19 protein-coding genes and 1 tRNA gene are annotated in these 24,606 nt (G+C 67.8%); 11 read left to right on the forward strand and 9 right to left on the reverse strand.

Annotation, left to right across the window (positions count from 1 at the left end):
• Window positions 1-10: 10 nt before the first annotated feature.
• Entirely contained in the window at window positions 11-244 is a 234-nt protein-coding gene (locus LRK53_RS07815; RefSeq protein WP_235642605.1) for a hypothetical protein, read from the reverse strand.
• A 7-nt stretch (window positions 245-251) separates the two neighbouring features.
• On the opposite strand from LRK53_RS07815, the gene LRK53_RS07820 reads away from it, so the two are divergent.
• Window positions 252-3,854, forward strand: coding sequence for a pilus assembly protein (locus LRK53_RS07820; RefSeq protein WP_235642655.1), 3,603 nt, complete (start codon window positions 252-254; stop codon window positions 3,852-3,854).
• Window positions 3,855-3,920: 66 nt separating this feature from the next.
• A complete protein-coding gene (locus LRK53_RS07825) occupies window positions 3,921-4,355 on the forward strand; it encodes a type IV pilin protein (protein ID WP_037089839.1) in 435 nt (144 codons plus the stop codon).
• A gap of 144 nt (window positions 4,356-4,499) precedes the next feature.
• Here the strand turns inward: LRK53_RS07825 and LRK53_RS07830 are convergent, their stop codons facing one another.
• The 5 genes from LRK53_RS07830 to recC form a co-directional block, all read right to left on the reverse strand.
• Window positions 4,500-4,904 carry a type II toxin-antitoxin system HicB family antitoxin gene (locus LRK53_RS07830; RefSeq protein WP_027492988.1) on the reverse strand — a complete coding sequence of 135 codons (405 nt, stop codon included), beginning with the start codon at window positions 4,902-4,904 and terminating at the stop codon, window positions 4,500-4,502.
• Window positions 4,901-5,095 (reverse strand): type II toxin-antitoxin system HicA family toxin, encoded by a 195-nt coding sequence (locus tag LRK53_RS07835; protein WP_027492987.1) that lies wholly within the window; start codon window positions 5,093-5,095, stop codon window positions 4,901-4,903. The genes LRK53_RS07830 and LRK53_RS07835 overlap by 4 nt, the downstream gene beginning before the upstream one ends.
• Before the next feature lie 88 nt (window positions 5,096-5,183).
• The gene (gene recD / locus LRK53_RS07840) at window positions 5,184-7,172 is read right to left on the reverse strand and encodes an exodeoxyribonuclease V subunit alpha (protein ID WP_027492986.1); all 1,989 of its coding nucleotides are present in this window, start codon (window positions 7,170-7,172) and stop codon (window positions 5,184-5,186) included.
• Window positions 7,169-10,741 carry a UvrD-helicase domain-containing protein gene (locus tag LRK53_RS07845; RefSeq protein WP_027492985.1) on the reverse strand — a complete coding sequence of 1,191 codons (3,573 nt, stop codon included), beginning with the start codon at window positions 10,739-10,741 and terminating at the stop codon, window positions 7,169-7,171. Before LRK53_RS07845 ends, recD begins: the two co-directional genes overlap by 4 nt.
• Window positions 10,742-10,837: 96 nt before the next feature.
• Window positions 10,838-14,326: an exodeoxyribonuclease V subunit gamma gene (gene recC, locus LRK53_RS07850; RefSeq protein WP_425504549.1), complete on the reverse strand. Its 3,489-nt coding sequence runs from the start codon at window positions 14,324-14,326 to the stop codon at window positions 10,838-10,840.
• Window positions 14,327-14,451: 125 nt separating this feature from the next.
• On the opposite strand from recC, the gene LRK53_RS07855 reads away from it, so the two are divergent.
• The 3 genes from LRK53_RS07855 (at window position 14,452) to LRK53_RS07865 (ending at window position 20,084) form a co-directional block, all read left to right on the forward strand.
• Entirely contained in the window at window positions 14,452-14,871 is a 420-nt protein-coding gene (locus tag LRK53_RS07855; RefSeq protein ID WP_027492984.1) for a YciI family protein, read from the forward strand.
• An 88-nt stretch (window positions 14,872-14,959) separates the two neighbouring features.
• A complete protein-coding gene (locus LRK53_RS07860; protein ID WP_027492983.1) occupies window positions 14,960-16,237 on the forward strand; it encodes an RNA polymerase sigma factor in 1,278 nt (425 codons plus the stop codon).
• 121 nt (window positions 16,238-16,358) lie between these two features.
• A complete protein-coding gene (locus LRK53_RS07865; protein ID WP_027492982.1) occupies window positions 16,359-20,084 on the forward strand; it encodes an EAL domain-containing protein in 3,726 nt (1,241 codons plus the stop codon).
• Between the two features lie 249 nt (window positions 20,085-20,333).
• Here the strand turns inward: LRK53_RS07865 and LRK53_RS07870 are convergent, their stop codons facing one another.
• Complete coding sequence (locus LRK53_RS07870) at window positions 20,334-20,522, reverse strand: hypothetical protein (RefSeq protein WP_051257581.1); 189 nt, start codon at window positions 20,520-20,522, stop codon at window positions 20,334-20,336.
• 67 nt (window positions 20,523-20,589) lie between these two features.
• Here LRK53_RS07870 and LRK53_RS07875 point away from each other — a divergent pair, with 67 nt between their 5' ends.
• The 4 genes from LRK53_RS07875 (at window position 20,590) to LRK53_RS07890 (ending at window position 22,681) form a co-directional block, all read left to right on the forward strand.
• Window positions 20,590-21,447: a tyrosine-type recombinase/integrase gene (locus LRK53_RS07875; protein WP_185754648.1), complete on the forward strand. Its 858-nt coding sequence runs from the start codon at window positions 20,590-20,592 to the stop codon at window positions 21,445-21,447.
• Between the two features lie 83 nt (window positions 21,448-21,530).
• A complete protein-coding gene (locus LRK53_RS07880; RefSeq protein WP_027492981.1) occupies window positions 21,531-21,887 on the forward strand; it encodes a type II toxin-antitoxin system RelE/ParE family toxin in 357 nt (118 codons plus the stop codon).
• Entirely contained in the window at window positions 21,880-22,173 is a 294-nt protein-coding gene (locus LRK53_RS07885) for a helix-turn-helix domain-containing protein (RefSeq protein WP_027492980.1), read from the forward strand. The genes LRK53_RS07880 and LRK53_RS07885 overlap by 8 nt, the downstream gene beginning before the upstream one ends.
• 133 nt (window positions 22,174-22,306) lie before the next feature.
• Complete coding sequence (locus LRK53_RS07890; RefSeq protein WP_185754647.1) at window positions 22,307-22,681, forward strand: hypothetical protein; 375 nt, start codon at window positions 22,307-22,309, stop codon at window positions 22,679-22,681.
• Between the two features lie 46 nt (window positions 22,682-22,727).
• Here the strand turns inward: LRK53_RS07890 and LRK53_RS07895 are convergent, their stop codons facing one another.
• Window positions 22,728-22,946, reverse strand: coding sequence for a hypothetical protein (locus LRK53_RS07895; RefSeq protein ID WP_027492979.1), 219 nt, complete (start codon window positions 22,944-22,946; stop codon window positions 22,728-22,730).
• A gap of 164 nt (window positions 22,947-23,110) precedes the next feature.
• On the opposite strand from LRK53_RS07895, the gene tnpA reads away from it, so the two are divergent.
• A complete protein-coding gene (tnpA, locus tag LRK53_RS07900; RefSeq protein WP_027491642.1) occupies window positions 23,111-23,542 on the forward strand; it encodes an IS200/IS605 family transposase in 432 nt (143 codons plus the stop codon).
• Window positions 23,543-24,039: 497 nt separating this feature from the next.
• Here the strand turns inward: tnpA and LRK53_RS07905 are convergent.
• Window positions 24,040-24,114 (reverse strand) — tRNA-Val (locus LRK53_RS07905).
• Window positions 24,115-24,244: 130 nt separating this feature from the next.
• Here LRK53_RS07905 and LRK53_RS07910 point away from each other — a divergent pair.
• Complete coding sequence (locus LRK53_RS07910) at window positions 24,245-24,586, forward strand: lipid-A-disaccharide synthase N-terminal domain-containing protein (RefSeq protein ID WP_027491378.1); 342 nt, start codon at window positions 24,245-24,247, stop codon at window positions 24,584-24,586.
• The last annotated feature ends 20 nt before the right edge of the window (window positions 24,587-24,606 follow it).

Raw genomic sequence — 24,606 nt, forward strand, 5'->3', positions numbered from 1 at the left:
TGCGCCGACTTCAAACGGACGCATGGACTTTCCCGTGCCGCACCATCGCAAAGAGCGGAATCGACATGAACATCATCTCCCGTCTGCACGGCAAGCCCCGCCACTTCGCCACCCGGCTGCTGGCCAGCGGTTTCTCCGTCTGGCTGCTGGGCGTTGCCTTTTCGCCGGCGCTGGCGGCCACCACACCAGGCCCGACGGTGGACCAGTCGCCGTTGATCATCCAGAAACCGCTGCCGCCGAACATCGTGTTGATGCTGGACGACTCGGGGTCGATGAGGTGGGACATCATGCCCGACTATGGCTCGCTGAGTGACAAGAGCAGGGATGCCTTGGTCAATTCCGACGTCAATGGTGTTTATTACAACCCCACGGTCAAGTACACGGTGCCGCCGCAAGCGAATGGGACTCCATATCCCAGTGCGACTTTCGACGCCGCATTGACCAATGGTTTCGATAAAAGCAGCCCCGCGGTGGATCTGAGCACCTACCGCGGTGCCTACGACGTATACAACACGAATTACGTGGGCACGCTTGTCCAATATTCGATTGCGGTCGCTGACAAAGGGGCGTCCAGTTACGCGCCGGCGAGCGGCTGTCCGGCGGACACCGCGATTTCTGGTGGCGCGCAGCCGGGCTACTGCGCGTTCAACGATACAAGCAACGTCCCCACCGTACGTTTCAATTTTTTTGCGACAAACGGCTACTTCTACGTTAGTCGTTGCAAAAGCATCAGTGATGTGTATACGGACAGCAACAACAGCTGCACCCCGGGGCACTCGTTCTTCACGTATACGACGGTGAACACGGGCGGTGGCTATACCAGGCATTATGTCGCCAAGGTAGCAGGAGACTGCACAACCGCCGGCCTGGCGAGCGACGTGTGTGATGAAACGGATGCTGCACGACAGAACGTGGCCACGTGGTTCTCCTATTACCACACGCGTATCTTGATGGCCCGCAGCGGAGTGATGAGTGCGTTTGCGACCATTGATCCCTTGTTCCGCGTTGGTTTCAGCTCGATCAACGGGACAAATACTGCCGGTATGCCAACCGGTGCCGTCACGGTAGGCGGCAAGACAATTGCCGCGGTCCAACCGTTTGGGGATGGCAGCAGTGGAACGCAGCGCGCGAGCCTGTGGAGTTGGCTTACTGGCGTCACCCCTTTCAAAGGTGGTACGCCACTGCGTCTCTCCCTGGATGCCGTCGGCCAGTACTACAAGGCTGACCAACCCTGGCAGACCTCGGCGAGCGACACGACCGAGCTGGCCTGCCGCCAGTCGTACACCATCCTGACCACGGACGGCTTCTGGAACGGCGGCACGCCTTCCAGTATCGGCAACGTGGACAACACCACAAAGGGTCCGATCACCGGGCCCAACAACCAGCCCTTTACGTACAACCCGGGATTGCCTTATTCGGACAGCCAGAGCGATACGCTGGCCGACGTAGCCATGAAGTACTGGATCAACGACTTGCGCCCGGCGGTCAACGAGGTGCCTACCAGCAAGGAAGATCCGGCGTTCTGGCAGCACATGGTCACGTTCACGCTGGGTCTGGGTTTCGACCCGGTCTATGCGAAGGGTGGGGCGACGGTTCCGGTCGACCAGATCTTTGCCTGGGCCAATGGCGACAGCAGCCAGGCGATCAGTGGATTCAGTTGGCCGGTGCCGGGGGCGGACAAGATCGAGAATATCGCCGACCTGGCCCATGCGGCCGTCAACGGCCACGGCGGCTTCGCCTCGGCGAAGACGCCGGACGAGTTCAGCGCGGCGTTGAAGAAGGCGCTGCAGCGCGCCTCCGATCGCGTAGGCACCGGCGCCAGCCTCGCCGCCAACTCCACCCAGCTGAAGACCGGCGCGTTCGCCTACCAGGCCAATTACTACACCGGCAACTGGAAGGGCGATCTCAAGGCCATCGCGGTGGACCCGAACAACGCCATGCTCGCGCTGACGCCGACCTGGACGGCGGCCAGCAAGTTGCCCGCCGCCATCGACCGGAAGATCTACACCTACAACCCGGACGTGGCCCCGGTGGCGGCCGTGGCGTTCACCGACCCGGCAACCCTGTCCAGTGCGGAGCGGCCGGCGCTGGGCGTCGACGCGACCGCACAGCAGAACATGATCAACTATCTGCGCGGCGACAGCTCGAAGGAGATGAGCGCGAAGAACGGCATCTACCGTACGCGCGAAACGCCGCTGGGCGACATCGTCAACTCGCAGCCGGTCTACGCGGGGCAGCCCGAGGCGAACCAGTTCGTCGGCCAGGTGTTCACCGGCAGCGACACCTTCGGGTCATACTCCGCCACCACCCGCCAGGGGCTGATTTTCGTGGCGGCCAATGACGGCATGCTGCACGCATTCAATGCCGATACCGGAGCCGAGGTCTTTGCCTACCTGCCGGCCGCCGTCATCACCAGCGGCTTGTCCAACCTGTCCAAGCCCGACTACGGTTCGACGTCGGTGCCGCATCAATTCTTCAACGATGGCGAGTTGACAATAGCGGACGTGTATTTCGGCTCGGCCTGGCACACCGTGGCGGTGGGCACGACCGGTCGTGGTACGGCCAGGGCGATCTACGCGCTGGACGTGACCAATCCCGCCAGCATCACGCTGCTGTGGGAGCGCTCCGCCGGTGACGGCAAGGCCAATGCCGATTCCATCGGCCAGATGACCGGCAAGCCGGTGATCGCGCAGACCGACGCTGTCGCCAGCAATACGACCGGCGACGCCAACTGGTCGGTACTGATCGGCAACGGCTACAACAGCAAGAACGGCACGGCAGCCCTGCTGCAGTTCGCCGTCAAGGACGGTACCCTCAGTGTGCATGCCACCGATGCCACGACCGCGAACGGTCTGGCCGCGCCGGCGGTGTGGATGGGCGATCTCTCCGTGGGTATCAGCACGGTGGCCTATGCCGGCGATGCGCAGGGGCGGGTGTGGTCGTTCGGCCTCAACAAGGCCACCACGAGGGGGGGCGTCACCACCTACGCCCCCACGCCCATCAGTACCGGCACCAAGCTGTACACCGCGATGGACGCCGCCAGCGGCGGCAACGCGCAGCCGATCACCGGCGGCATGCTGATCGGCAAGAATCCGCTCACCCAGGACTTGTGGGTGTTTTTCGGCACTGGGCAGTACCTGAACAGCAGCGACCTTACGACGACGACGACGCAGAGCTGGTACGGCTTGATCGTCAGTTCCGCCACCAGCGGGCTGGCGGTCGATGGCACCAAGGCCCGCAGCAGCCTCGTGCAGCGTTCCATCATTGCGGAGACGCCCGGGACACCGGAGGTGCTGAACGCCGATGGCACGGTGGCTACCGCGGCGATCGCACCGGCGCGGGCGGTCACGGCCACGCCGAGTTCATCCGACATGGCCGGCAAGTCGGGCTGGTACATCGACCTGCTGTCGCCGACCAGCACCACCGCGCCCGACGGCACGGTGACCTATACCCCCAACCAGACACAGCAAGGGGAGCGGATCGTCACCCCGAACCAGTTCCAGGGCAACCAACTGCTGGCGACCACGCGCATTCCGCAGGCCGCCGACCTGTGCAACCCGTCCGGTCGTGGCTGGATCATGGCGGTCGACCCGTTCACCGGCACCAATCCGAAGTCGAGCTTCTTCGACCTCAACGGCGACGGCCAGATCAACCAGCCGGCGGACTGGATCGTGGTGGGCGGAAAGCCGGTGGCGGCCGGCGGCATGGGTTTCAGTTCGCTGCCCAACAATCCGATCTTCATGGGCGGCAGCATGCTGGTGAGTTTCGACAACGGCAGCGCCACCAGCATCAAGACCTCCGGCACCTCCGGCACCCTGCAACGCGTTTCCTGGCGCGAACTGATCGCCCAGTAAAAGGAATGAATGATGACATCGCTTCCGTCCAATGAAGGCAAGCCGGCATCCGTGGATGGGTGCCTGATGCCGCCCGCCCGCGGTGCTCGCGCAGTGCGCGGCCAACGCAGCGCCGGCTTCACCCTGATCGAGCTGATGATCGTGGTGGCGATCATCGCGATCCTGGCGGCGATCGCCTTGCCCGCGTACACCAGCTACATCACCAGGACCAAGCGGACAGCGGCGGAAGGCTGCCTGTCGGAGCATGCCAACTACATGGAGCGTTACTACACCACCAACCTCAGCTACAAGGGCGCGGCGTTGCCGGGGCTGGATTGCGCCACCCCGCAGCGTACCGGTGCCGACTACAGCTACGATCTGCCGTCCTCTTCGCTGAGCGTATCGACTTACAAGATCACGGCCACGCCGACGGGCGCCCAGCTGACCCGCGACACCACGTGCGGCACGTTGTCGATCGACCAGACCGGGACACGCGGGCCCAGCACAGCCGGTTGCTGGTGATGCCATGGGTCTTCCGTGCGGAATTGGCGGAGGACCCGAAGCTGTTTCCACCTTCGACGCTCCATTGCGAGAGAGGAAAATCCCCTTGGGCAGGCACAGCGCCGGGTAATGGCACAAGAGGCGTCGGCATGGCGACCGCCAGCGTCACGCGTTTTCGTAGATGGCTTCCAGGGCAGCCCTGGCGAGAAAGCCCGAGCGGTTTTCGTGGCGCACGGCGACGTACTTGTCGATTTGCCTCAGGACACGCTTGGGAACGGTGATGTTGATGCGCTCCACGGTGTCGTCGAAATCGGCGAGATCGATTTCAATCACGCCCCAGGCCCAACCCTTGTATTCGGGATCTGCCATGTGTTCCTCCAAGGTTTTTGCCTTGGGAATCGGCTGACCGGTATCGAGGGCGGCATTGAGCCATAGCTCAATGGCTTCTCTGGCCTTGGTGTATGCCTCGTCTGGAGAATCGCCGGCAGAGAAGCACCCCGGAAGATCCGGCACGGCAACACCCCAGGCGGTCGTCTCGCTGCCGGTTTCGATGGCGATGGGATATTTCATGGCGTCTCCTTCAACAGGCCTGCGGCCTTGCGGATCTGGCGGATCAGTCCGGTACCAAGCTCCTTCTCTGGGTGAGGGATGCTGAGATGGCCAGCTTTGTGCGGGTGCTTGTAGATGTGGTGGGAACCGTTGATCCGGTCGAGTATCCAGCCGTCCTTGAGCAGTTCTCTGATCAGATCCTTGCTGTTCATAGTGTGTATCATACACATTGAGTCAGGGGCGGGCAAGCTCGACGACTTGCTGGCGGTGTGGGGGTGAGCAGTCCGGCATCATTCGCCATCATGCCGATGCGGGCAGCAACCGCTCGCGCAGGCCGCCCAGCCGCCGGATCGGCCGCGCCAGCGCGGTGCGCAGCGCATCGTCAGTGCTCCAGATCTCGGCATGCTCCTTCGCGCGCGAGATGGCGGTGTAGACCAGTTCGCGGGTGAGGATACGATTGTCGGCGTCCGGCGGCAGCAGCACGGCCACGTCGCGGTACTCCGAGCCCTGGCTGCGGTGGATGGTGATCGCCCAGGCGCTGTCGTGCGCGGGCAGCGCGCGTGGCGAGTAGCTGCGCAGGCCGGCGTTGCCGTCGCGGTCGCTGAGCTCGAACCACACACGCAACCCTTCGGCACCTTCCTGTGCGATGCCGACGTCGCCGTTGAACAGGCCGCGGGCGTAATCGTTGCGGGTGATGATGACGGGGCGACCGTGATACCAGGTGCGGTCGGCGTCGATGCCGAAACGGACGGCGAGCCGGCGCAGCATCAGCTCGTTGATACCCTGCGCGCCGAACGGGCCGTCGCGCAGCGCGCACAGGATCTGCAGCTGGCGCAGCCGCTGCAACGCTTCGGCAGCGTCGACGGCCGGCGTCAGCAGCGACTGCAGCAGCCCGGCGTGGCGCTCGATCCAGCCATCCACGCAGGCACGCAGGGCATGCATGTTGGGGCAGTGGCGCAGGTGCAGGTCGCCATCGCGGCGTTCGCCCAGCAGTGCGTCCAGCCATGTCGGGTCGGGGGCGTCGCGCAGCGCCTCGACGCCGCGCTGCAGGCCGCTGCCGGCGCGCCAGCTGTGGCTCAGCGTGAGTACCTGGCCGGCGAGCGGGGCATCGTCGGCGGCGACGCCTGGTGGGTGTTGCAGCAGCGGCGCGAGCAGGCCGGCCAGCGGCGGCGGCAGCCGCTGGCGCGGGGCGGCGGCGACGATGTCGGCCAGCACCGAGCCGGCATCGACCGAGGCGAGCTGGCCCGGGTCGCCGAGCAGGATCAGCACCGCCGCGGGCCGCAGCGCCTGCAGCAGCTGGCGCATCATCGCCAGGTCCACCATCGACGCCTCGTCCACCACCACGATGTCCTCGGCCAGCGGGTTGTGCGGGCCGCGCTCGAAGCTGTCGTCCATCGGCCGGTAGCCGAGCAGGCGGTGCAGCGTGCGCGCATCGGCATGCGGAATCTGCTGTAGGAGCGCAGCCTGTGCGCGATGGCCTGATGTGGATCGGGACGAAGAGCCATCGCGCACAGGCTGCGCTCCTACCGGGTCCCATGTTGCCTGCAGCTCCGTAGGGCGGGCACTGCCCGCCGCTGCTCCCCGTGATGCCGAAAAGCCGGAGCCGGCGGGCGGTGCCCGCCCTACGGGGGGTAGAGCAGCTTGCAGCTCGGCCTTGCCCCTGGCGATGGCCTGCGCCAGCCGCTGGGCGGCCTTGCCGGTGGGCGCAGCGAGCGCGATCGACGGCTGCGCCGGTAACCCGCAGGCCTGCGCATGGCGCAGCAGCATCAGCAGCATGCGCACCACGGTGGTGGTCTTGCCAGTGCCGGGGCCGCCGGTGAGCACGAAGAAATGCGCGCCGGGCACCGCGGCCACGGCGGCACGCTGACCATCGGTGGCGCCGCGCGGCATGCCGGCGAACAGCGCATCCAGGTCGTTGGCGAGGGTATCGGCGGCGAGCGGCAGCGTGCGTTGCGCGCAGCGCTGCAGGATCGCCTCGGCGAGCTTCGCCTCGTGCTGCCAGTTGCGCCACAGGTAGAAGCGCCCTTGCGCGTCGAGCACGAACGGCGTGAACGAACTGCCGTCGCCGACCCAGTCGTGCCGGCGCAGCGCATCCAGTGCGTCGGCGTCGAGGCCGACGTCCGGGTCGGCCAGCACCGCGCAGGAATGGCCGCGGCCCTCGGCGCGGCTGGCCGCGCGTGCGGCGGCGGCGAGCAGGGCGGAGCCGGTGCGCCCGAGCACCCATTGCGCCAAGGTCTGGTCGATCGCGCGCTCGTCGGCGTCGGCAGCATGCGATAGCGGTTGGTTCATGCCGCGGCCTCCTGTGCACCGGCGAACGCATCGTCGAGCGCCTCGACCAGCGCCGCCGGCCAGCGCCGGCGCCACACACCGAGCCCGGGCGCCAGCCCCAGCGCACGCACGAACAGGTACCAGCTTTCGCCGAGATGGCGTTCGGCCGTATAGCCGTCCATCCGCTGGCGCAGGTAGCGGTGCAGCGCCACGGTGTAGAGCAGCGCCTGCAGCGGGTAGTGGTGCACGGTCATGGCGGCCGCGAGCGAATCGCCCTGGTAGTCGCGCAGCCGCGCGCCGAGCCAGTTGGTCTTGTAGTCGAGCACGTGGAAGCGGCCGTCGCGGGCGAAGATCAGGTCGACGAAGCCGGTCAGCATGCCGTTCAGCGTGGTGGCGTCGAGGCTGGCCGGAATCGCCTCGGCGTGACCGTGGGCCGCGCACAGCCGGCGCAACGGCGCCAGCGGCACCTGCCACACCGGGAACTGGAACTCGAACTCGGCGATGCGCTGGTCGGGGGCGAGGTCGAGCAGGCGCAGGCCGTCGCCCAGGTCGGCCTGGCGCGCGCGGTCGATCATCCGGCCCACGCGCTCAAGCGCTTCCTCGTGGGCGAGGTGCGGCGCGGCGACGGCCTGCGCGCCGAGCTGGCGGTGCAGCAGCTGGCGCTGGTCCGGCCACAGCGGGCCGGGCTGCGCCAGCTCGAACACCTGGTGCACGGCGTCGCCGAAGCGCGGGCCGCGCAGCGGGTACAGCGCGAGCAGGCGGCCGTCTTCGGTGTCGTCGCCCACTTCGATAGCCGGTTCTTCCGCGCCGGTTTCGTCGGCGCTGCCGCTGTCCTCGATCAGGGTGGCGGCATGGCGGGTCAGGCCGCTGAAGCTGTGCAACCACTGGAACGGCCGCAACTGCGGCAGCGGCGCCTGGGTGGCGCGCGGCGCTGGGGCTTCGACTGGCGGCCGGTAGCGGGTGTAGATGTCGGCGAACGGCGCGGCCAACTGCATGCCGCCGAGTGCTGTGGCCATCGCGGCGAGCGAGGCTTCGCCCTCGGGCAGCTCCAGCTTCCGCTGGGCCTGCCCGAGCAGCAGGTCGATCGCCGCCCATGCCCACGCCTGCGCGTCGTCGCCGGGTCGCAGGCCGCGGTCTGCCCAGTACACGTGCACGGCGTGCACGGCGCGGGTCAGCGCCACGTAGAGCAGGCGCAAGCGTTCCTCCAGTTCCTCGCGGAAGTGGCGCACGCGGTGCCCGGCGAAATGCGCCGAGCCCAGGTCCACACAGCGCTGGCCATCCGCATCGTGGTAGCGCAGCAGCTTCGGCGCGCGCGGGCCGTTGCGGTCGCCGATGCGCCACGCCAGCGGCAGGAACACGATGGGAAACTCCAGTCCCTTGCTGGCGTGGATGGTCAACAGCTGCACGCGGCGGGCGTCGCTCTCGATGCGCAGCTGGCGTTCGTCGGCCGCCTCGGCATCGCCGTCGCCGCCTTCCCGGCGCATCTCCTGCAGCCATGCGTACAGGCCGTCCAGCCCCTGCCGTGCGCCTTCCTCCGCAGCGAGCAGTTCGCCCAGGTGGCGCAGGTCGGTGAGCACGCGCTCGCCTTCCGGCAGCATCAGCAGGGCGGTGGCGCGCGCGGCCAGCAGTTCGCCGACCAACGCCAGCACGCCGCGACTGCGCACCAGCGCGCGCCACGCCTCGAAGCGTTCCAGCTCACGCTCGAACGCGGCGGCCTGCGCCTGCCACGCGTGGAACTGCTCCAGCGTGGCGCCGAGCAAGGTGGTGGCCAGCGCGCCGCGCACGGCCTGGTCGTCGTCGGCGTGCAGCACGGCGTACAGCACCAGCTCCAGCTCGCGCGCCACCTCGCCGGCGAAGATGTTGCCGCGGCCGCTGCCCACGCAGGGCACGCCGCGGGCGACCAGCCGCTGGCGCAGCGCCACGATCTGCTTGTTGGTGGACAGCAGCACGGCGACGTCGCCGGGCGTCAGCCGGCGGCCGCCGATCGCCTGCCGTGGGTCGTTGAGCAGTTCGGCGATGCGGTTGGCGCAGTCGTCCAGCGCCAGCGCTTCGAGGGTGCCGAGGGACTTCACGTCCACCGCATCGCCGCGGAACGGATGGATCACCAGCGGCAGCGTCACCGGCTGGCCGTCGACGGTGTACGGCTGCTCGTCCGCCTTGCCGGCCGGTTCGACCGGCTGGTAGCGGATCTGCGGCTGGCCGAAGCCGCCTTCGGTGTGGCCGTACCAGGCGTTCAATGCCTCCACCAGGGCACGGCTGGAACGATGGTTGGTGCCCAGCGAGAAGCGCTGGCCGGCCTGCTCGCCGGCGCGCAGGTAGGCGGCAATGTCGCCGCCGCGGAAACTGTAGATGGCCTGCTTGGGGTCGCCGATCATCACCAGCGTGCCGCGCTCGCGGTAGATCCGCTCGAAGATCGCGAACTGGCGCTGGTCGGTGTCCTGGAACTCGTCGATCAGGGCGACCGGGAAGGCTTCGAACAGGCGGTCGGCTAGCAGGTCGTCGGACGCGTCGCCGCACAGCCGCTGGTACACCGCGTCGATCAGCATGGAGAAGGTCAGCACCTGGCGCTGGCGTGCGCGGCGCGGCATCTCATCGCGGCAGGTTTGCGCGGCCGCGGCCAGCACTTCGCCGCGCACGAGGATGTCGCGTATCCCGAGCAGCGGGCGCAGCGTCTGCAACGCATGGATCAGTGGATGCGCAGCGAGCTCGCCGGCTCGGCCGGCAGCGGCCTGGGCCAGCAGCTTATCCGGCTCGAACACGTCGCTGATCGACTTGGCCAGTTGCGCCTCGTCGCCGTTGCGCAGCGCCTGAGTGATCTCGCCCAGTCGACTGCGTAGTGCCGCGTTGGCTCGCTTGTACAGCGTGGCGTCGCCCGCCAGCCGCTGCAGCTCGGCGATGCTGTCGTCGCCGCGTAGCGTGGCGAGTGCATGATCGAGTTCGGTCAGGCCGCCGGCCTCGATCCGCGCGTCGACGCTGTTGGCCAGCCCACCGAGATCGCGCAGCAGGCCTTCCGGACCGTCCTTCAGTAGCAGCTCGGCTTCGCGCGGGTCGACCGCGCCGGCGAGGTAGCGGCGGCGCCAGAAATCCTCCACGCATTCGCGCATCAGCTGCTGCTCGTCGAACAGCTGGTCGTCGGCGAAGGCGGCGCCGCTTTCCAGCGGGTAGTCGCGCTGGATGCGCTGGCACAGCGCGTGGATGGTGGAGACCGGCGCGCGGTCGAGGTCGCTGCGGGCGAGCTGGATCCGGCGCAGCGCGAGGCGGACGCTGTCCGCGTCGGGGCACAGCGCGGCCAGCCAGCTTTCCAGCGGATCGGCGCTGGTCACGTCGCGCGCCGCGGCTTCGAGCAGGCGTTCGGCCTCGACCAGGCGGCGGCGCAGGCGCTCGCGCAGTTCCTGCGCGGCGGCGTCGGTGAAGGTGGTCACCAGGATCTGCTCCACCCGCAGCCCGCGTTCGAGTAGCAGGCGCAGGTAGAGCACGCCGATGTTCCAGGTCTTGCCGGTGCCGGCGCTGGCCTCGATCAGCACGCGCCCGTGCAGCGGCATGGCGCGCCAGTCGAGCGGTGGCAGGGCGGTGGCATCGGTGGCGGTCACAGCGTTTCCACATGGCGGATCGAAGGGCCGGCGGGCAGTGCCCGCCCTACGAAGCGACCGAGGTAGGGCGGGCACTGCCTGCCGGCTTCACGTGTTTCAGTGATCATCGGCGGGGCTCTTCAACAGGCTTGCATGGTTCGGATCGAGCACGCCACAGACCAGTTCGGTGGCGGCGACGAAGGCGCGATGGGCCGGGCTCTCCACGTCGAACAGTTCCAGCCCGCGGCTGAGCAGGGCCGCATAGCCGGGCGCGTAGTCGCGCTCGCCGGGGTGGTGCCCATCGCCCTGCCACACCGCGGCTGCCCTGACGAGGCGCTCCGACGGTTCGCTGGCGGCCCAGGCTTGTGCGGTGCGTGGGAAGAACAGCAGCGGCTGCCGTCCGGCGGCTTGATACGCCTCGATCAGGCGGCGCAGGCCATGGCGCAGTTGCTTACCCTCCTGCGCACGGATGGTGTCGAGCATGCCCGCCGCCTGGGCGACCAGCACGCTGGCGCCGCCCTGCGTGCGGCGGACCTGCTCCAGTAACGTGGCCTGCAGGGGCGTGTCGTCGCCGGCACGGGCGAGTTGCAGGCAGGCCCAGTCGAGGTAGAAGCCCAGCAGGTCCCTCAGGTTGGCGGCGCGCCCCGGGCGGGCGTCGAACCACAGCAGTCCGCCATCGGCGCCGCGGAATACGCGATCGACCGTGCCGGTCAGGCGCAGGCCGTCGCCGAGGTCGAGGTCAATGGCCTGGGCCAGCGTCTGCACGCCGCCACCGGCGAACAGCGGCCGTGCCTGCGCGAGCAGCGGGCGCAGCGAGTCGCGCAGCCGGGTCCAGCTGCGCTCGCCGATCGCGCCGCCGGCCAGCATGCCGGAGCGGGCGAGCCATGCTGGCGGTTCGCTGGGCAGCTCGGCGTGGCCGGCGGCGAGCGACTCGAACAGCAGGCGGTGATCGACCCGCTCGATTTTTTCCAGCGGCGTCTCCAGCGGTTCGCGATCCGGCCAGCCGTTGTCGGCCAGCGCCTGCAGGCTGATGCCCTGGCTGCGCAGCAGGGCGTCACGCGCGGGGTCGCGCCAGAAACGCTGCAGCGCGCCCAGGGCAAGCTCGCCGGTCACGGTTTGCGGCGTGGCCGTCGGCGAGTCGAGGAAGGGCCGGGCGTCGGCGCCGGACGATGCGGCAGCGAGAAATGCAGGTTCATACGAGAACAGCCGCGGATCGTGGCGGGGCCGGCCCTGCGCGTCGCGTTCGTAGTAGCGCGCGTCGAACGGCTGCAGCGGGTGGCGCACGCGCCACGGCCGTTCGGCCTGGGCGTCGGCGGCGAGGCCGTGCTGCTCGTCGAGAAACTGCAGCAGCTCGGCCAGTGGCGCGGCCGGGTTGCGCGGCTTGCCGTCGCGCACGCCCTCGCCGACGTAGCTCACGTGCAGCGCGTCGCGCGCCGACATCAGTGCCTCGAGGAACAGGTAGCGGTCCTCGTTGCGGGTGTCGCGGTCGCCGCGGCGTGGCTGGGCGAGGATCCGGTTGAGGCCGGCGTCGTGGCCGGGGCGCGGGAACTCGCCCTCGTTCATGCCGAGCAGGCAGACCACGCGGAACGGGATCGAGCGCTGCGGCACCAGCCCGCAGAAGGTCACCCCGCCGAGCAGAAAGCCCTGGCGCTCCGGCACCGCGTCGAGCGCGCCACGCAGCGCCTCGCGCACCACGCTCCATGGCAGCGGTGCGTCGAGGCCGGCTTCGCTGGCCTGGCTGGCGAGACCGGCGGCCAGCCGGCGCAGGGCGTCCAGCGCATGCTGTTCGGCGGCGTCGCGCGGGTCGGCGAGGAACAGCGCGTCGAGCCGTTCCAGCAGCCATGTGCTCCACGCGGCCAGCGGACGCGCACCGGCGAAGGCGTGGCGTGCCTGGCGCAGCTCGCCGAGCAGGCGGTCGAGCTGGCCCAGGGCTTCCACCGCGCCACCAGCGACGCCTCGCAGCGGCAGGATGCCGTCGAGCAGGCCGCCGCCGGCGTCCTGGCCGGCAATCAGCCCGGCGTACATGCGGTCGAGGCCGAATTGCCACGAGTTCGCGTCGACCGCCGCCGCGCCGGCCTCGGCCTTCATCGCCGCGTCCAGCCCCCAGGCCACGCGCGCCCGGCGCAGCCAGCGTTCCAGCGCGTCGCGGCTGCCGGCGTCGATCGCGAAGCGCCGCGCCACCGCCGGCACGTCGAGGAAATCCAGCACCTCGCTTACCGTGAAGCGGCTCTCGGCCAGGTCCAGCCATTGCGAGAACGCGTGCATCAGCGGGTGCGCGTGCGCCAGCCCGACGTCGGCCAGATGCCAGGGAATGTGCAGCGGGTCGCGACGGTACTGCGCCGGCTCGCCGAACACCGCCGCCAGGTACGGTGCATAGGCCCCGATGTCCGGCGCCATCACCACGATGTCGCGATGCTGCAGGGTGGAGTCGTCGGCCAGGCAACGCAGCAGGGCGTTCTTCAGCACTTCCAGCTCGCGCAGGCGGGTGTGGCAGGCATGCACGCGCAGGCTGGCGTCGTGGCGCAGCGCGGGCAGGATGTCGTCCAGCGCGGCCCCGTCCGCTTGTTGTGCGCGGATCGGTGCGCCGACCAGCTCCGGCTGCAGGCAGCGGATGCTCGACTGCAGCCGGGCGAGCAGCGAGGTGGCGTCGTCGAGCGGTTCGGCCTCGTCGAGCGGGTCGCGCTCTTCGGTCGCATCGCATTTGTCCAGGGTCAGGCAGAAATCCTGCGCGATGCGGCCGAGCGCCACCAGCAGCGGATGGCCGACCTCGTAGTACAGAGCTTGTGGGTCGTCCGCGTGGGCGAGCAGGAAGCGCTGCCGGCGCAGATAGACCCAGTGCTCGCGACAGGGATCGGGGAAGTACAGATGCACCGGCGTGTGCAGCGCGGTGGCCTGCAGCGCCGCCAGCACGTCGGGCGGCAGGTGGCTGACGCCGAACACGTGCAGCGGCGGGTCGCCGGCCAGCGCGTTGCCGGTACGCAGCGCCTCCAGCAGCGCCGCGCTGCGCTGCGCGCGATGCGGCCGCGGGGTGGCGGCCCGCAGCCGCTGCCACAGCGCCGCCTGCCAGTCACCGGCGTACCGCGCGGGGTGCCGTTCCCAGTCGAGGATCCAGTCCGGCCGGTAGATCAGGTACTGGGTGTACAGGCCGGCCAGGTGTTCGGCCAGCTGGAAGCTGCGCCGCGCGGCGCCGTCGCCGGCCAGGTAGCTCGCCACTTCCGGCGCCTGCAGCGCGGGCAGGGCCGCCAGCAGGCGCCAGCGCAGCAGCTCGTGCCGGTACGCGCCGCCGATCAGCGCCTCGTCGCCCAGCACGCGGCGGGCCGCGCGTTCGAACCACTGCCACGGCAGGATCATCTCGATGTTGGCAGCGATGCCATGGCCGCCGTGCGGCCCGTTGCGTTGCGCCAGGTGGCCGAGCAGCCAGCGCTGCAACCCCGGGTGTGCCACCACCACGGTCTGCGCCGCCAGCGGGTTGGCCGGCCGCTGCGCTTCGAGCTGCAGCGCCAGCGCGTCGGCCAGCCGCTCGGTGCGGCTGCCGCGGTGGACGATCAGCCCGCCTGGGTTGTCCCTCATCCGTTCCTGCCCTGGGTGATGCAATGCGCACAGCATACCGAGCCGCGACACATCGTTTGCGATGGCGGCAGGAAGGCGAGGCCATGTGTCGATTTGCCGACCCACCGTTCGTCATCCGGGCGAGAACCTGGTTTGCAGCACGAACCGAAGGAGACACGACGATGCGATGCATGGTGATGGTGAAGGCGACTCCCGATTCGGAGGCCGGCGTGATGCCCAGTGAGCAGTTGCTGACCGCGATGGGCCGCTACAACGAGGAACTGGTGAAGGCCGGCATCATGCTGGAAGGCGAGGGCCTGCATCCCAGCTCGAAGGGTGTGCGGGTGAAGTTCTCGGGCCGCGCGCGCACGGTGACCGACGGACCGTTCGCGGAGACCAAGGAGCTGATTGCCGGCTTCTGGCTGTGGCAGGTGAAGTCGATGGAGGAAGCGGTCGAGTGGCTCAAGCGCGCGCCGTTCGACGACGATGCCGAGCTGGAGATTCGCCAGGTGTTCGAGGCCGACGATTTCGGCGCTGAGTTCACTCCCCAACTGCGCGAGCAGGAGGAACGGCTGCGCGCGCAGCTCGCGGCGAAATCGTGAGCCGCGCAGCGGGCCGGTTTGCGTGACGCTGGCAGGCCGTGACTTCCGGCCTTGCGCCGGTGCCATGGGGATGCTGTGATCGCTCGTCATGAGCGTGACCGAGACCCATCGCACCATCGACGCCGTCTGGCGGATCGAGTCGGCCCGGTTGATCGCCGGCCTGACGCGCATGCTGCGCGACGTCGGCCTGGCCGAGGAGCTGGCGCAGGATGCGCTGGTGGTGGCGCTGGAGCAGTGGCCGCAGAGCGGCGTGCCGGACAACCCCGGCGCCTGGCTGATGACCACCGCAAAGCATCGCGCGATCGACCGGCTGCGCCGCAGCAAGCTGCTCGAACGCAAGCACGAGCAATTGATGCACGAGCTGGAACACGAGCAGGAATCGGCGAGGTCGGCGAACGAGGCGGCGCTGGACGATCCGTTCGGCGACGACCTGCTGCGGCTGATCTTCACCGCCTGCCATCCGGTGCTGTCGATGGAGGCGCGCGTGGCGTTGACCCTGCGCCTGCTCGGCGGCCTGACCACGGAGGAAATCGCGCGCGCCTTCCTGCTGCCCGAGCCGACCATCGCGCAGCGCATCGTGCGCGCCAAGCGCAGCCTGGCCAAGGCCGCGGTGGCCTACGAGGCGCCGCGTGGCGAGGAGATCGCCGCGCGCCTTTCCTCGGTGCTCGGGGTGATCTACCTGATCTTCAACGAGGGCTATTCGGCTACTGCCGGCGACGACTGGATGCGCCCGGGGCTATGCGGGGACGCCTTGCGGCTGGGGCGCGTGTTGGCCGGGCTGATGCCGTGCGAGCCGGAGGTGCACGGCCTGGTGGCGCTGATGGAGCTGCAGGCCTCGCGCTCGCGCGCGCGGGTGGACGCGCACGGCGAGCCGATCCTGCTGCTGGAGCAGGATCGGGCGTTGTGGGATCGGCTGCTGATCCGCCGCGGCCTGGCCGCGCTGGAGCGGGCCGGAAAGCTCGGCGGCGCGCTGGGCCCGTATGCGTTGCAGGCGGCGATCGCGGCCTGCCATGCGCGCGCGCTGAGCGGCGGGGAAACCGACTGGTCGGGCATCGCGGCGCTGTACGCCACGCTGGCCGGGGTGGCGCCGTCGCCGGTGGTCGAGCTCAACCGCGCGGTGGCCGTGGGCATGGCGGACGGCGCCGCGGCGGGCCTTGCCCTGGTCGATGGCCTGGTCGGCGAACCGAGCCTGCAGCGCTACCACCTGTTGCCGGCGGTGCGCGGCGATTTGCTGGTCCGGCTGGGCCGCATCGAGGAAGCGCAGCGGGAGTTCGAGCGGGCCGCCACCCTGGCGATGAACCGGCGCGAGCGCGAGCTGATGCGTCGCCGCGCCCGGGCCTGCGTCGGCCGCGCACCGCCCGGCTGAACGGGCTCGCCCCGGGCCTGTCCGCTGCTGCCGCCACGGCGCAGTGGATTAATGCGTAGTCCCGTGATGAAGTATGCCGACTATCGGTGTGCCGTTTCGTTCGGGGGAAGCCGGCCAGCGGATGGACAGCCAACAGCAGGCAGATGGCGAGCTTCGCGAACGCTTCTACCGGAGCGTGGCGGAAACCCTTGCGCTGTTGCACGCCCCGCCGGACCCCGACCGCCGCCGCACCCTGGCCACGATCGCGGGCATCCTCGCGTCGACCATGGATCTTCCGCTGGTATGGATCGGGCGGCGTGAATCGGCTTGCCATGACGTCGAGGTCGTGGCGGCGGCCGGAACTGCCGCGGCCTACGCGTCTGCGCTGAAGCTGAGCGCGGACGAATCCGTGCCTGGCGGGCGCGGGCCGGTGGGCAGGGTGTTGCGCGATGAACGGGCCCGGGCGACCCCGGTCGGCGCGCCGGAGTTCGGGCCGTGGCGCGAGGCCGCGCGCCGGCACGGATTCGGCTCCTGCATCGCGGCCGCATCGAGGACGCGCGACGACGGCCAACTGGTACTGGCCGCCTACTCCCGCGACGACGGTCCCAGCCTGAGCGACGGACTGCTCGACTGGGCGCAGCGGCTGGTCGACGAGCTGAGCCGGTACTGGGACCACCACGGCTTGCTGGAACGCAGCGCGCGGATGAGCCGTTATCGCGATGCTCAGCGCGCGATCCAGCGCGCCTTGCTGGAGCAGCCCGACCCGGCGGCGGTCTATCGCACGCTGGCCGAGGCGCTGGCCGACATCGCCGGTGCCGCCGCGGTCGACGTATTCGCCGCCGAGGACGATGAGCCGATGCTGCGGCGGATGGCGCTGGTCGGGCCGCTCGCGGATGTCGTGCGCAGCCTGCCGCTGCCGCCGCGGCACGACGACGGGGCGGTGGTGCTGGCGCCGACGCAGGCCTTCATGCAGGGCGTACCGGTCGTCCGGCGCCGCTCGGCCGGGCCATGCCAGGGCAACACCGCGTTCCGCCATGAGTTGCTCGAACACGCCGCCACGGTGGGCTGCTGGCCGTTGTTCGCGTCGACCGACGCGATCGGGGCGACGCAGGGGCCGACCGGCGTGTTCGTGGTGATCACCGTCGAGCCGGATGCCTTCGACGACGAGATGTGCCGCCTGCTGGACGAGATCGCCGATGCCACCGGGCTGGCGCTGCGCCAGCACGCGCAGCGGCACGCCCTGCTGCGGGAGCAGGAGCGGCAGACCTACCTCGCCCTGCACGACGACCTTACCGGCCTGCCCAATCGCCGCGCGCTGGACCGGCATCTGGAGATCATGCTGGAGCGCGCCAGGCGTCGCCGCCGCATGGTCGCGGTGGGGCTGCTGGACCTGGACGACCTGAAGCCGATCAACGACCGTCACGGCCATGCCGTGGGCGACCGCCTGCTGGCCGAGATGGCGGAACGGTTCCGCCTGATGCTTCGCCCCGGCGACTACGTGGCCCGGCTCGGCGGCGACGAGTTCGTGCTGGTGTTCGAGGATCTCGATGCGGCGCAGGACATCGACGGCTTGCTGGAGCGCATCGGCGAGGTTCTGCGCTTTCCGATGAACATCGACGGCACCGTCATGTCGGTGGGCGCCAGCCTGGGCATTGCGCTGTACTCCAGCGAGCTGCGCAGCACCGGCGAACAGCTGCTGCGCCGCGCCGATCAGGCGATGTACCTGGTGAAATCACGCAAGCGGCATCGCTCGCGCTGGTGGTCGCTGGTTTCGCCCGAGGGCGTGGTGGACGAGACCGACGAACCCGATGCGGCGACGCCCTATGGCGAACATGCCGCCGTATTGCTGGACGGCTGCAGCAAGGCGTGGGAGCCGCGGCTGCCCGGCATCGTGGAAAGCTTTCATGCCGCGCTGCGCGCGCATGACGGTGTCGCCAGGCTGCTGGACGTGCTTCCGGCCGAGGACCTGAAAGCGTTCGAACAGCACCAGATGCAGCATTTGCGCGCCCTGCTGCAGGGCGATCTCGACCTGGCCGGCCATCGCGCCCGGGCGACCCGCACCGGCCTGTTCCATGCGGCCTGCGGGCTGGAGGAAGTCTGGCTGCTGGAGGCGATCGAGCAGCTGCGCGACATCCTGGCCGCGGTGCTGGCCGGCACCGGCCAGAACGACCGCCGCGCGCTGGCGATCCTGCTGCAGCGACTGGGCATGGAACGGCAGTGGCAACTGGAAAGCATGCGTGAACTGCAGCGCCGCCGGGTGGCCTTGCTGGCCAGGGTCAATGCGCTGGCGTGGTCGGTCGAGGGCTACCTGGAACTGATCCAGGGCGTGGCCGACATCCTGGTGTCGCACAAGGAGATCGTCGCCTGTTCGGCCGGGCGCCCGGATGCGATGGGCCAGCTGACCTACGAGGCGGTGGCGGGGGTGGCCTTTGCCGAGTACCTGCACGCGCTGGTCAGCGGCAAGGCGGTGCCGATCCGGGTCGACGCCGACCAGCCGACGGGGCAGGGACCCAGCGGGCGCGCCTGGCGCACGGCGCGGATCCAGCGCTGCGCCCACTACGGCAGCGATCCGGCGATGGCGTCGTGGCGCGACATCGCGCTGAGCCTCGGGGTGGTATCCAGCGTGGCCATTCCGCTGTGCGCGTCGCCGCTGCAGCCGGCAGTGGTGTTGACCGTCTACAGCCCCTACGCGGGCGGTTTCCACAGCGAGGACCAGCGCGCCTTCCTCGAACAGATCAAGACCGTGCTGGACCTTGCCCTGGCGCGGCTGGCGCCGCCGCGCCAGGGCACCGAGCTGCTGCCGTTCTTCGTGCGCGAACGCTGGCGCGCGATGGTCGCCACCGACGCGCTGCAGATGCACTACCAGCCGCTGGTCAGGCTGGCCGACGGCCGGGTCGCCGAGATCGAGGCGCTGGCCAGGCTGCGCGACGAGGATGGCGAGCTGCTGGCGCCGGCGCGCTTCCTTCCCGCGCTGGGCGCGGACGAGCTGCTGGCGCTGTTTCGCCAGGGGTTGGGCCAGGCCGTCGCCTGCCGCGAGGCGCTGTTGCGCGCGGGCCATGCGCTGGACGTCTCGGTAAACGCGCCGGCGGCCTCACTGCAGGACCCACGCTATGCGGAGGTGGCGGCGGCGGTCATCGCGCGCAGCGGCTGCGTGGCGCAGGCGCTGCTGTTCGAGATACTCGAATCGCCGATCGGCACCGAGCATGCCGCCATGCCGCATGGCTCGGGCATGCAGTCGCTGAAGGCGCTGGGGGTGCGTCTGGTCGAGGACGATCTCGGCGCGGGCTACAGCTCGCTGATCCGCCTGCGCCAGTGGCCGTTCGACCGCATCAAGATCGATCAGGCCATCGTCGGCCAGGTAAGGCAGGATCCGCTGGGCACCTTGCGCTTCATCCGGCAGCTGATCCGCATCGGACACGACCTGCGGCTCGAGGTGGTGGTCGAAGGGCTGGAATCGCCCGAGCTGATCGAGGCGGCGACGATCCTCGGCGCGGATTTCGGCCAGGGCTACGCACTGGCGCGACCGATACCCGCCGGCGCGTTGTCCACCTGGCTGGCGGGCTACCGGCCGGTACCGGGCTCCATGCGGCCGCAAACCGGGCTGGGCGCACTTGCCGGCGAGCTGCGCTGGGAGGAGCAGTTCGTCGCCTTGCCGCCGGATCCCGCGTGCTGGGCCCGGCTTGCGCAGATCAGCTGCGACCCCGGCGAGTATCTGCAACGGCCGGAACCCGGCGATGTGCTGGATGCCAGTCACCAGGCCATGCACCGGGCCGCCCTGGCCGGCCCGGCCGACCCGGTCTACCGCCGCGAGCGCGAAGCCTTCCTCGCGCTGCTGGTCGGGCACGTGCTGGACAATTTTCAGCAGTGAGCCGTTGCGTGCACGCACGCTGCGCTTTGGTGGTGCTGAAACGACGAAACCGGCCGCAAGGGGCCGGTTTCCGGATCGGATGGTGGGCGATGCAAGGATCGAACTTGCGACACCTGCCGTGTGAAGGCAAGAAAACGGACTTTTGCGGACTGGTGCGGACGATATAAGTCATTGAAATAGCAGTAAACACGTACTTCGTCCGCCGTGATGCGTGATAATTTTTCCGTACTATGTCCGTACGGCAAAGAATCATGGCCCGTTTTCGAGATCGACAAGGTTCGCGTTCGCAACCGTTTGGCCGTCCGGCGTGAACCGTACTGGGGCGCTCCGATTGCGCGCGGCCTGTTCCTGGGCTTCCGCAAGCTGGAGGATGGCGGGACGTGGATCGCGCGCCAGCGTGACGAGGATGGCAGGCAGCGTTATCAGTCCATCGGGCATGCCGCCAGCATCGCGCATGATGACGCGGTGAAGGCTGCGCGGGCTTGGGCCAAGGCTGTGTGCTGGCGTGGATACGTCCGAGGTCGAGACCGTAGCGGACGCATGCAGGGCATACGTGAAGGATCGCCGGCAGGAAGTGGGTGACGCGAACGCCGACGATGCAGATGGCCGATTCGAGCGCACGGTCTACGGCCATTCCATCGGCAAGGTGAAGCTGGCGAAGTTGCGCATGCAGCAGGTCAAGGACTGGCGCGCCGGCCTGGACATGAGCGATGCCAGCAAGAACCGCACGCTGTCCGCGCTCAAGGCCGCGCTGAACTATGCCGTGTCATCGCGGTACGTCGAGGCGGGACTGGCTATCGAGTGGACGGGCGTCAAGCCGCACGAGGTCACCACGCGGCGAGACCTGTACTTGAACCGCAAGCAGCGCCATGCCCTGGTCGAGAAACTGCCGGAGCATGCCCGCCCCTTCGTCCGTGGCCTGTGTCTGCTACCGCTGCGCCCTGATGCGCTGGCATCGGCGACCGTGGGCGACCTGGACGCCAAGCGGACGGCGCTGCGGATCGTGAAGGACAAGGCCGGGGCAGGGAGCGTTATCGCGCTGTCGCCGGACGCTTCCAAGCTGATGCGCAAGCAGGGCAAGGGCAAGCTCCCGGGCGCTCCGCTGATCGCCTATGCGGACGGCTCGCACTGGCACAAGGAGCGGTGGAAGCAGCCGATCAAGAAAGCCGCCGCCGCGAAGCTTCCGTTAGGCGTCTGTGCCTACACGCTGCGCCATAGCGTCATTACCGACGTGCTGGTCGGCGGCATGGACTCGCTGACCGTGGCGAGGATAGCGGGCACGTCCCTGGCGATGATCGAAAAGCACTACGGCCACCTGCTACACGACCACGCGGCTAAGGCGATGGCGGGGCTGGCGCTGTAACAATCTGTTACAGACCGCTCACGATGAACATTGAAAGACTTTCAAGAGTTGATATTGTATCAAAATAGGTACACCATGGCGCCATGGTTCTCCTCCCAGCCTGGGTTCTAAGCGTTCTTTTCTACGCCACCGAGGCCGGGACTGAGCCGGTACGAGATTGGCTGCGCTCTCTTCCAGCCGAGTCCCGCAAGGCCATCGGCGAAGACATCAAGACGGTGCAGATGGGTTGGCCGCTAGGGATGCCGCTGGTACGTAACCTGGAGCCGGGATTGTGGGAAGTACGCATCAACCTGCCTGATGGCATTGCCCGCGTACTGTTCATGACAGAAGGTCCGGCCATGATTCTGTTACATGGCTTCATCAAGAAAACGCAGAAGACATCCAAGCAAGACCTTGAGCTTGCCCGCAAACGCATGAAAGAGGTACGCCGCCATGGCTAAGAAGAATGTTCACATCGGTAGCAGCTTCGACGACTTCCTGGCGGAAGATGGCCGGCTGGAGGAGGCGACCGCTATCGCCATCAAGCGTGTCATCACTTGGCAGTTCGAGCAGGCTATGAAAGCCTCTGGGATCACCAAGACCGCCATGGCAGAGCGCATGAATACCAGTCGCGCATCACTTGGCCGGTTGCTGGATGAGAACGATACCGGCCTTACTCTGGAGACTCTGAGCCGTGGCGCGCAGGCGCTCGGCTATCGTGTGAAGGTGGAGCTGGTCGCAGAGTGAGTTAACCAGCACGCCACTCATGTCCCGATCAAGCCCGCCCTGTGCGGGCTTTTTCGTGGGCGGCGTTGGTGGACGATGCTATGCCCGGTTGATTACTACATATTCGATCTCCCGCAACCGATAGCTGGCGATAATGCCGGATTACAAGTTTTTCAACGCCGCCGGGGACATGGTGTTTTCATCGTCGCATCGATATGTGCGAATCGTCGGTTCCCTCACTGCCAGCGCCGGCCCCAGCTTGCCGTCGAATTCGATAACGCTGGCAGCAGGAAAAACCTATGCGGTCATGCAAAACGACCCGATGGCCTACGCCAAGATAGTGAATCAATCACCAGTGCCGGCAGAGCAGGACTGGTTTCTGTATTCAATGCGGGGATGCTTCAAGGTAGCCAGCAATGTCATCTCGGCAGTGGCCGGCGAATTTGCCGCGGTCCACTATGGTGTGACGAGCCCGCCGCCGTATTCGACTGCAGCGACGGGATTCGTCGTGGATGTGACTGGTCTCTGATGGCATCCCTTGCCTGGTGCAAGTCGATACGATCAAGCAGGCGAGCTTAGCGCATGCCGCAGATTGCGAAGGCCACGGGAAACAGAGTGCGCAGCCGATCAATCGACAGGTATGTACCGCTCGCGTCGTAGAGCTGGTAGGAGGCAAGGCCGCCAACACGCATCAACGTCGCGCGCTCGTCGCCCAACGCTTTGCGTTGAATCTCGTCCGCTTGCGCAGCGATCCATTCCCCGTAGGTGAGCGCTGCGGATACAGGTCCGGTCATGTTTGCACGCGTCCCCGGTAGCATTTCGGGAAGGTCTATGCCTAGACCAACGAGGGAGTCCCCCCGGCTCTGCCGGGGAGGCAGTAGAAGTTTGACGTTTACAGGAGTCCATCGGGGAAACTCCAACTCGTGAGCCGCCAAGCACACGAGAGGAGAGTCCGCCGATGGACGAGTACAAGAGCTTAAACCACACGCCATGGGAATGCCTGTACCACGTGGTGTTCATCCCGAAGTGTCGACGTCGCACGTTGTACGTCGAGCTTCGAAAGTATCTGGGAGAGGTGTTCCGCCGGTTGGCGGAGCAGAAGGAGAGTCGGGTCGAAGAGGGACACCTGATGTCCGATCATGTGCATATGATGCTGAGTATTCCGCCGAAGTATGCGGTGTCGGAGGTGGAGGGTTACATCAAAGGGAAGAGTGCTATCCACTTGGCGCGAGTGTATGCAGAGCGCAAGCGAAATTTTGTAGGGCAGAGCTTCTGGGCGAGGGGCTACTTCGTCTCGACGGTGGGTCGGGATGAGCAAGTGATCCGGGCGTACATTCGCAATCAGGAGGAAGAGGATCGACGATTGGAGCAGTTGCAACTGCTTCGATAGGCAGGCCACCGTAGGGTGGCCCGATCAGAGGGGCCGCGTTAGCGACCCCGCCCAAGCCGCTTTGAGCGGCTCACACAACTAAAGCCCCCGGCTTTGCCGGGGGATACTTACCTCTCGCCACGTGCGCATGACGGGCAGCCCCATGCACCGACAGCGCGCATGGATGTGCCCGGGACCGCCAAGCCACGGAACTTCATGATTGATCGGCGCATGGCTCGGGGCCTTGGAGTAAATCAGCCCATCCCTGATCCTGCACTCGGGGCGCGATACTGTGTCGAGTGTGCCAAGCCACCGCACACCGACAATCAGGTCGTCGTTGCGATAGGCATCAAGGTCGCCGCCTCTCATGGCCTGTCCACCCGTCGAGCGATCCGAGGAAGCGGCATGCTAGGCGCGCGCCGTTCGCCTCGTCCACCGTCCGGAAAATCTTTTCCACGTATTTTTTCACTTGCACGAAAAAGGCCACCCGTTGAGGTGGCCTAAATCGTTGAATCTATTGGTGGGCGATGCAAGGATCGAACTTGCGACACCTGCCGTGTGAAGGCAGTGCTCTACCGCTGAGCTAATCGCCCCGTCGAGAACGCGGCATTCTAGGGGCAGTCGCCGGGTGGGTCAATGCCCGGTACGGACCGGAGCGCGCGAGGCCGGCGGCGCAGGTTGCTAGACTTGCGTCCTCCCAACCTCACGTCAAAGCGCACCACCATGGAATTCATCAACGATTACCTGGCCGATATTCTGCGTGCCCTGCAGCAGTTCGAGCTGACGCCGTGGAAGATGGTTGGTTTTACCGGAACCTTGCTGTTCACCAGCCGCTGGTTCGTGCAGCTCTACTACACGCGCAAGTACAAGCGGGTGGTGATGCCGCTGGCGTTCTGGTGGCTGTCGGTGTTCGGCAGCGCGCTGTTGCTGGCGTATTTCGTGGTCGGCAAGAACGACTCGGTAGGCATCATCTCGAACTTCTTCCCGGTGTTCGTCTCGGTCTACAACCTGGTGGTGCACCTGCGCCACCGCAAGAACAGCGCCACCGGCGACGCTACCGCGTGATGGCATGGCGCCCATGCGGG

This window comes from Rhodanobacter thiooxydans (assembly GCF_021545845.1).
In the GTDB taxonomy this organism is placed as follows: Bacteria; Pseudomonadota; Gammaproteobacteria; order Xanthomonadales; family Rhodanobacteraceae; genus Rhodanobacter.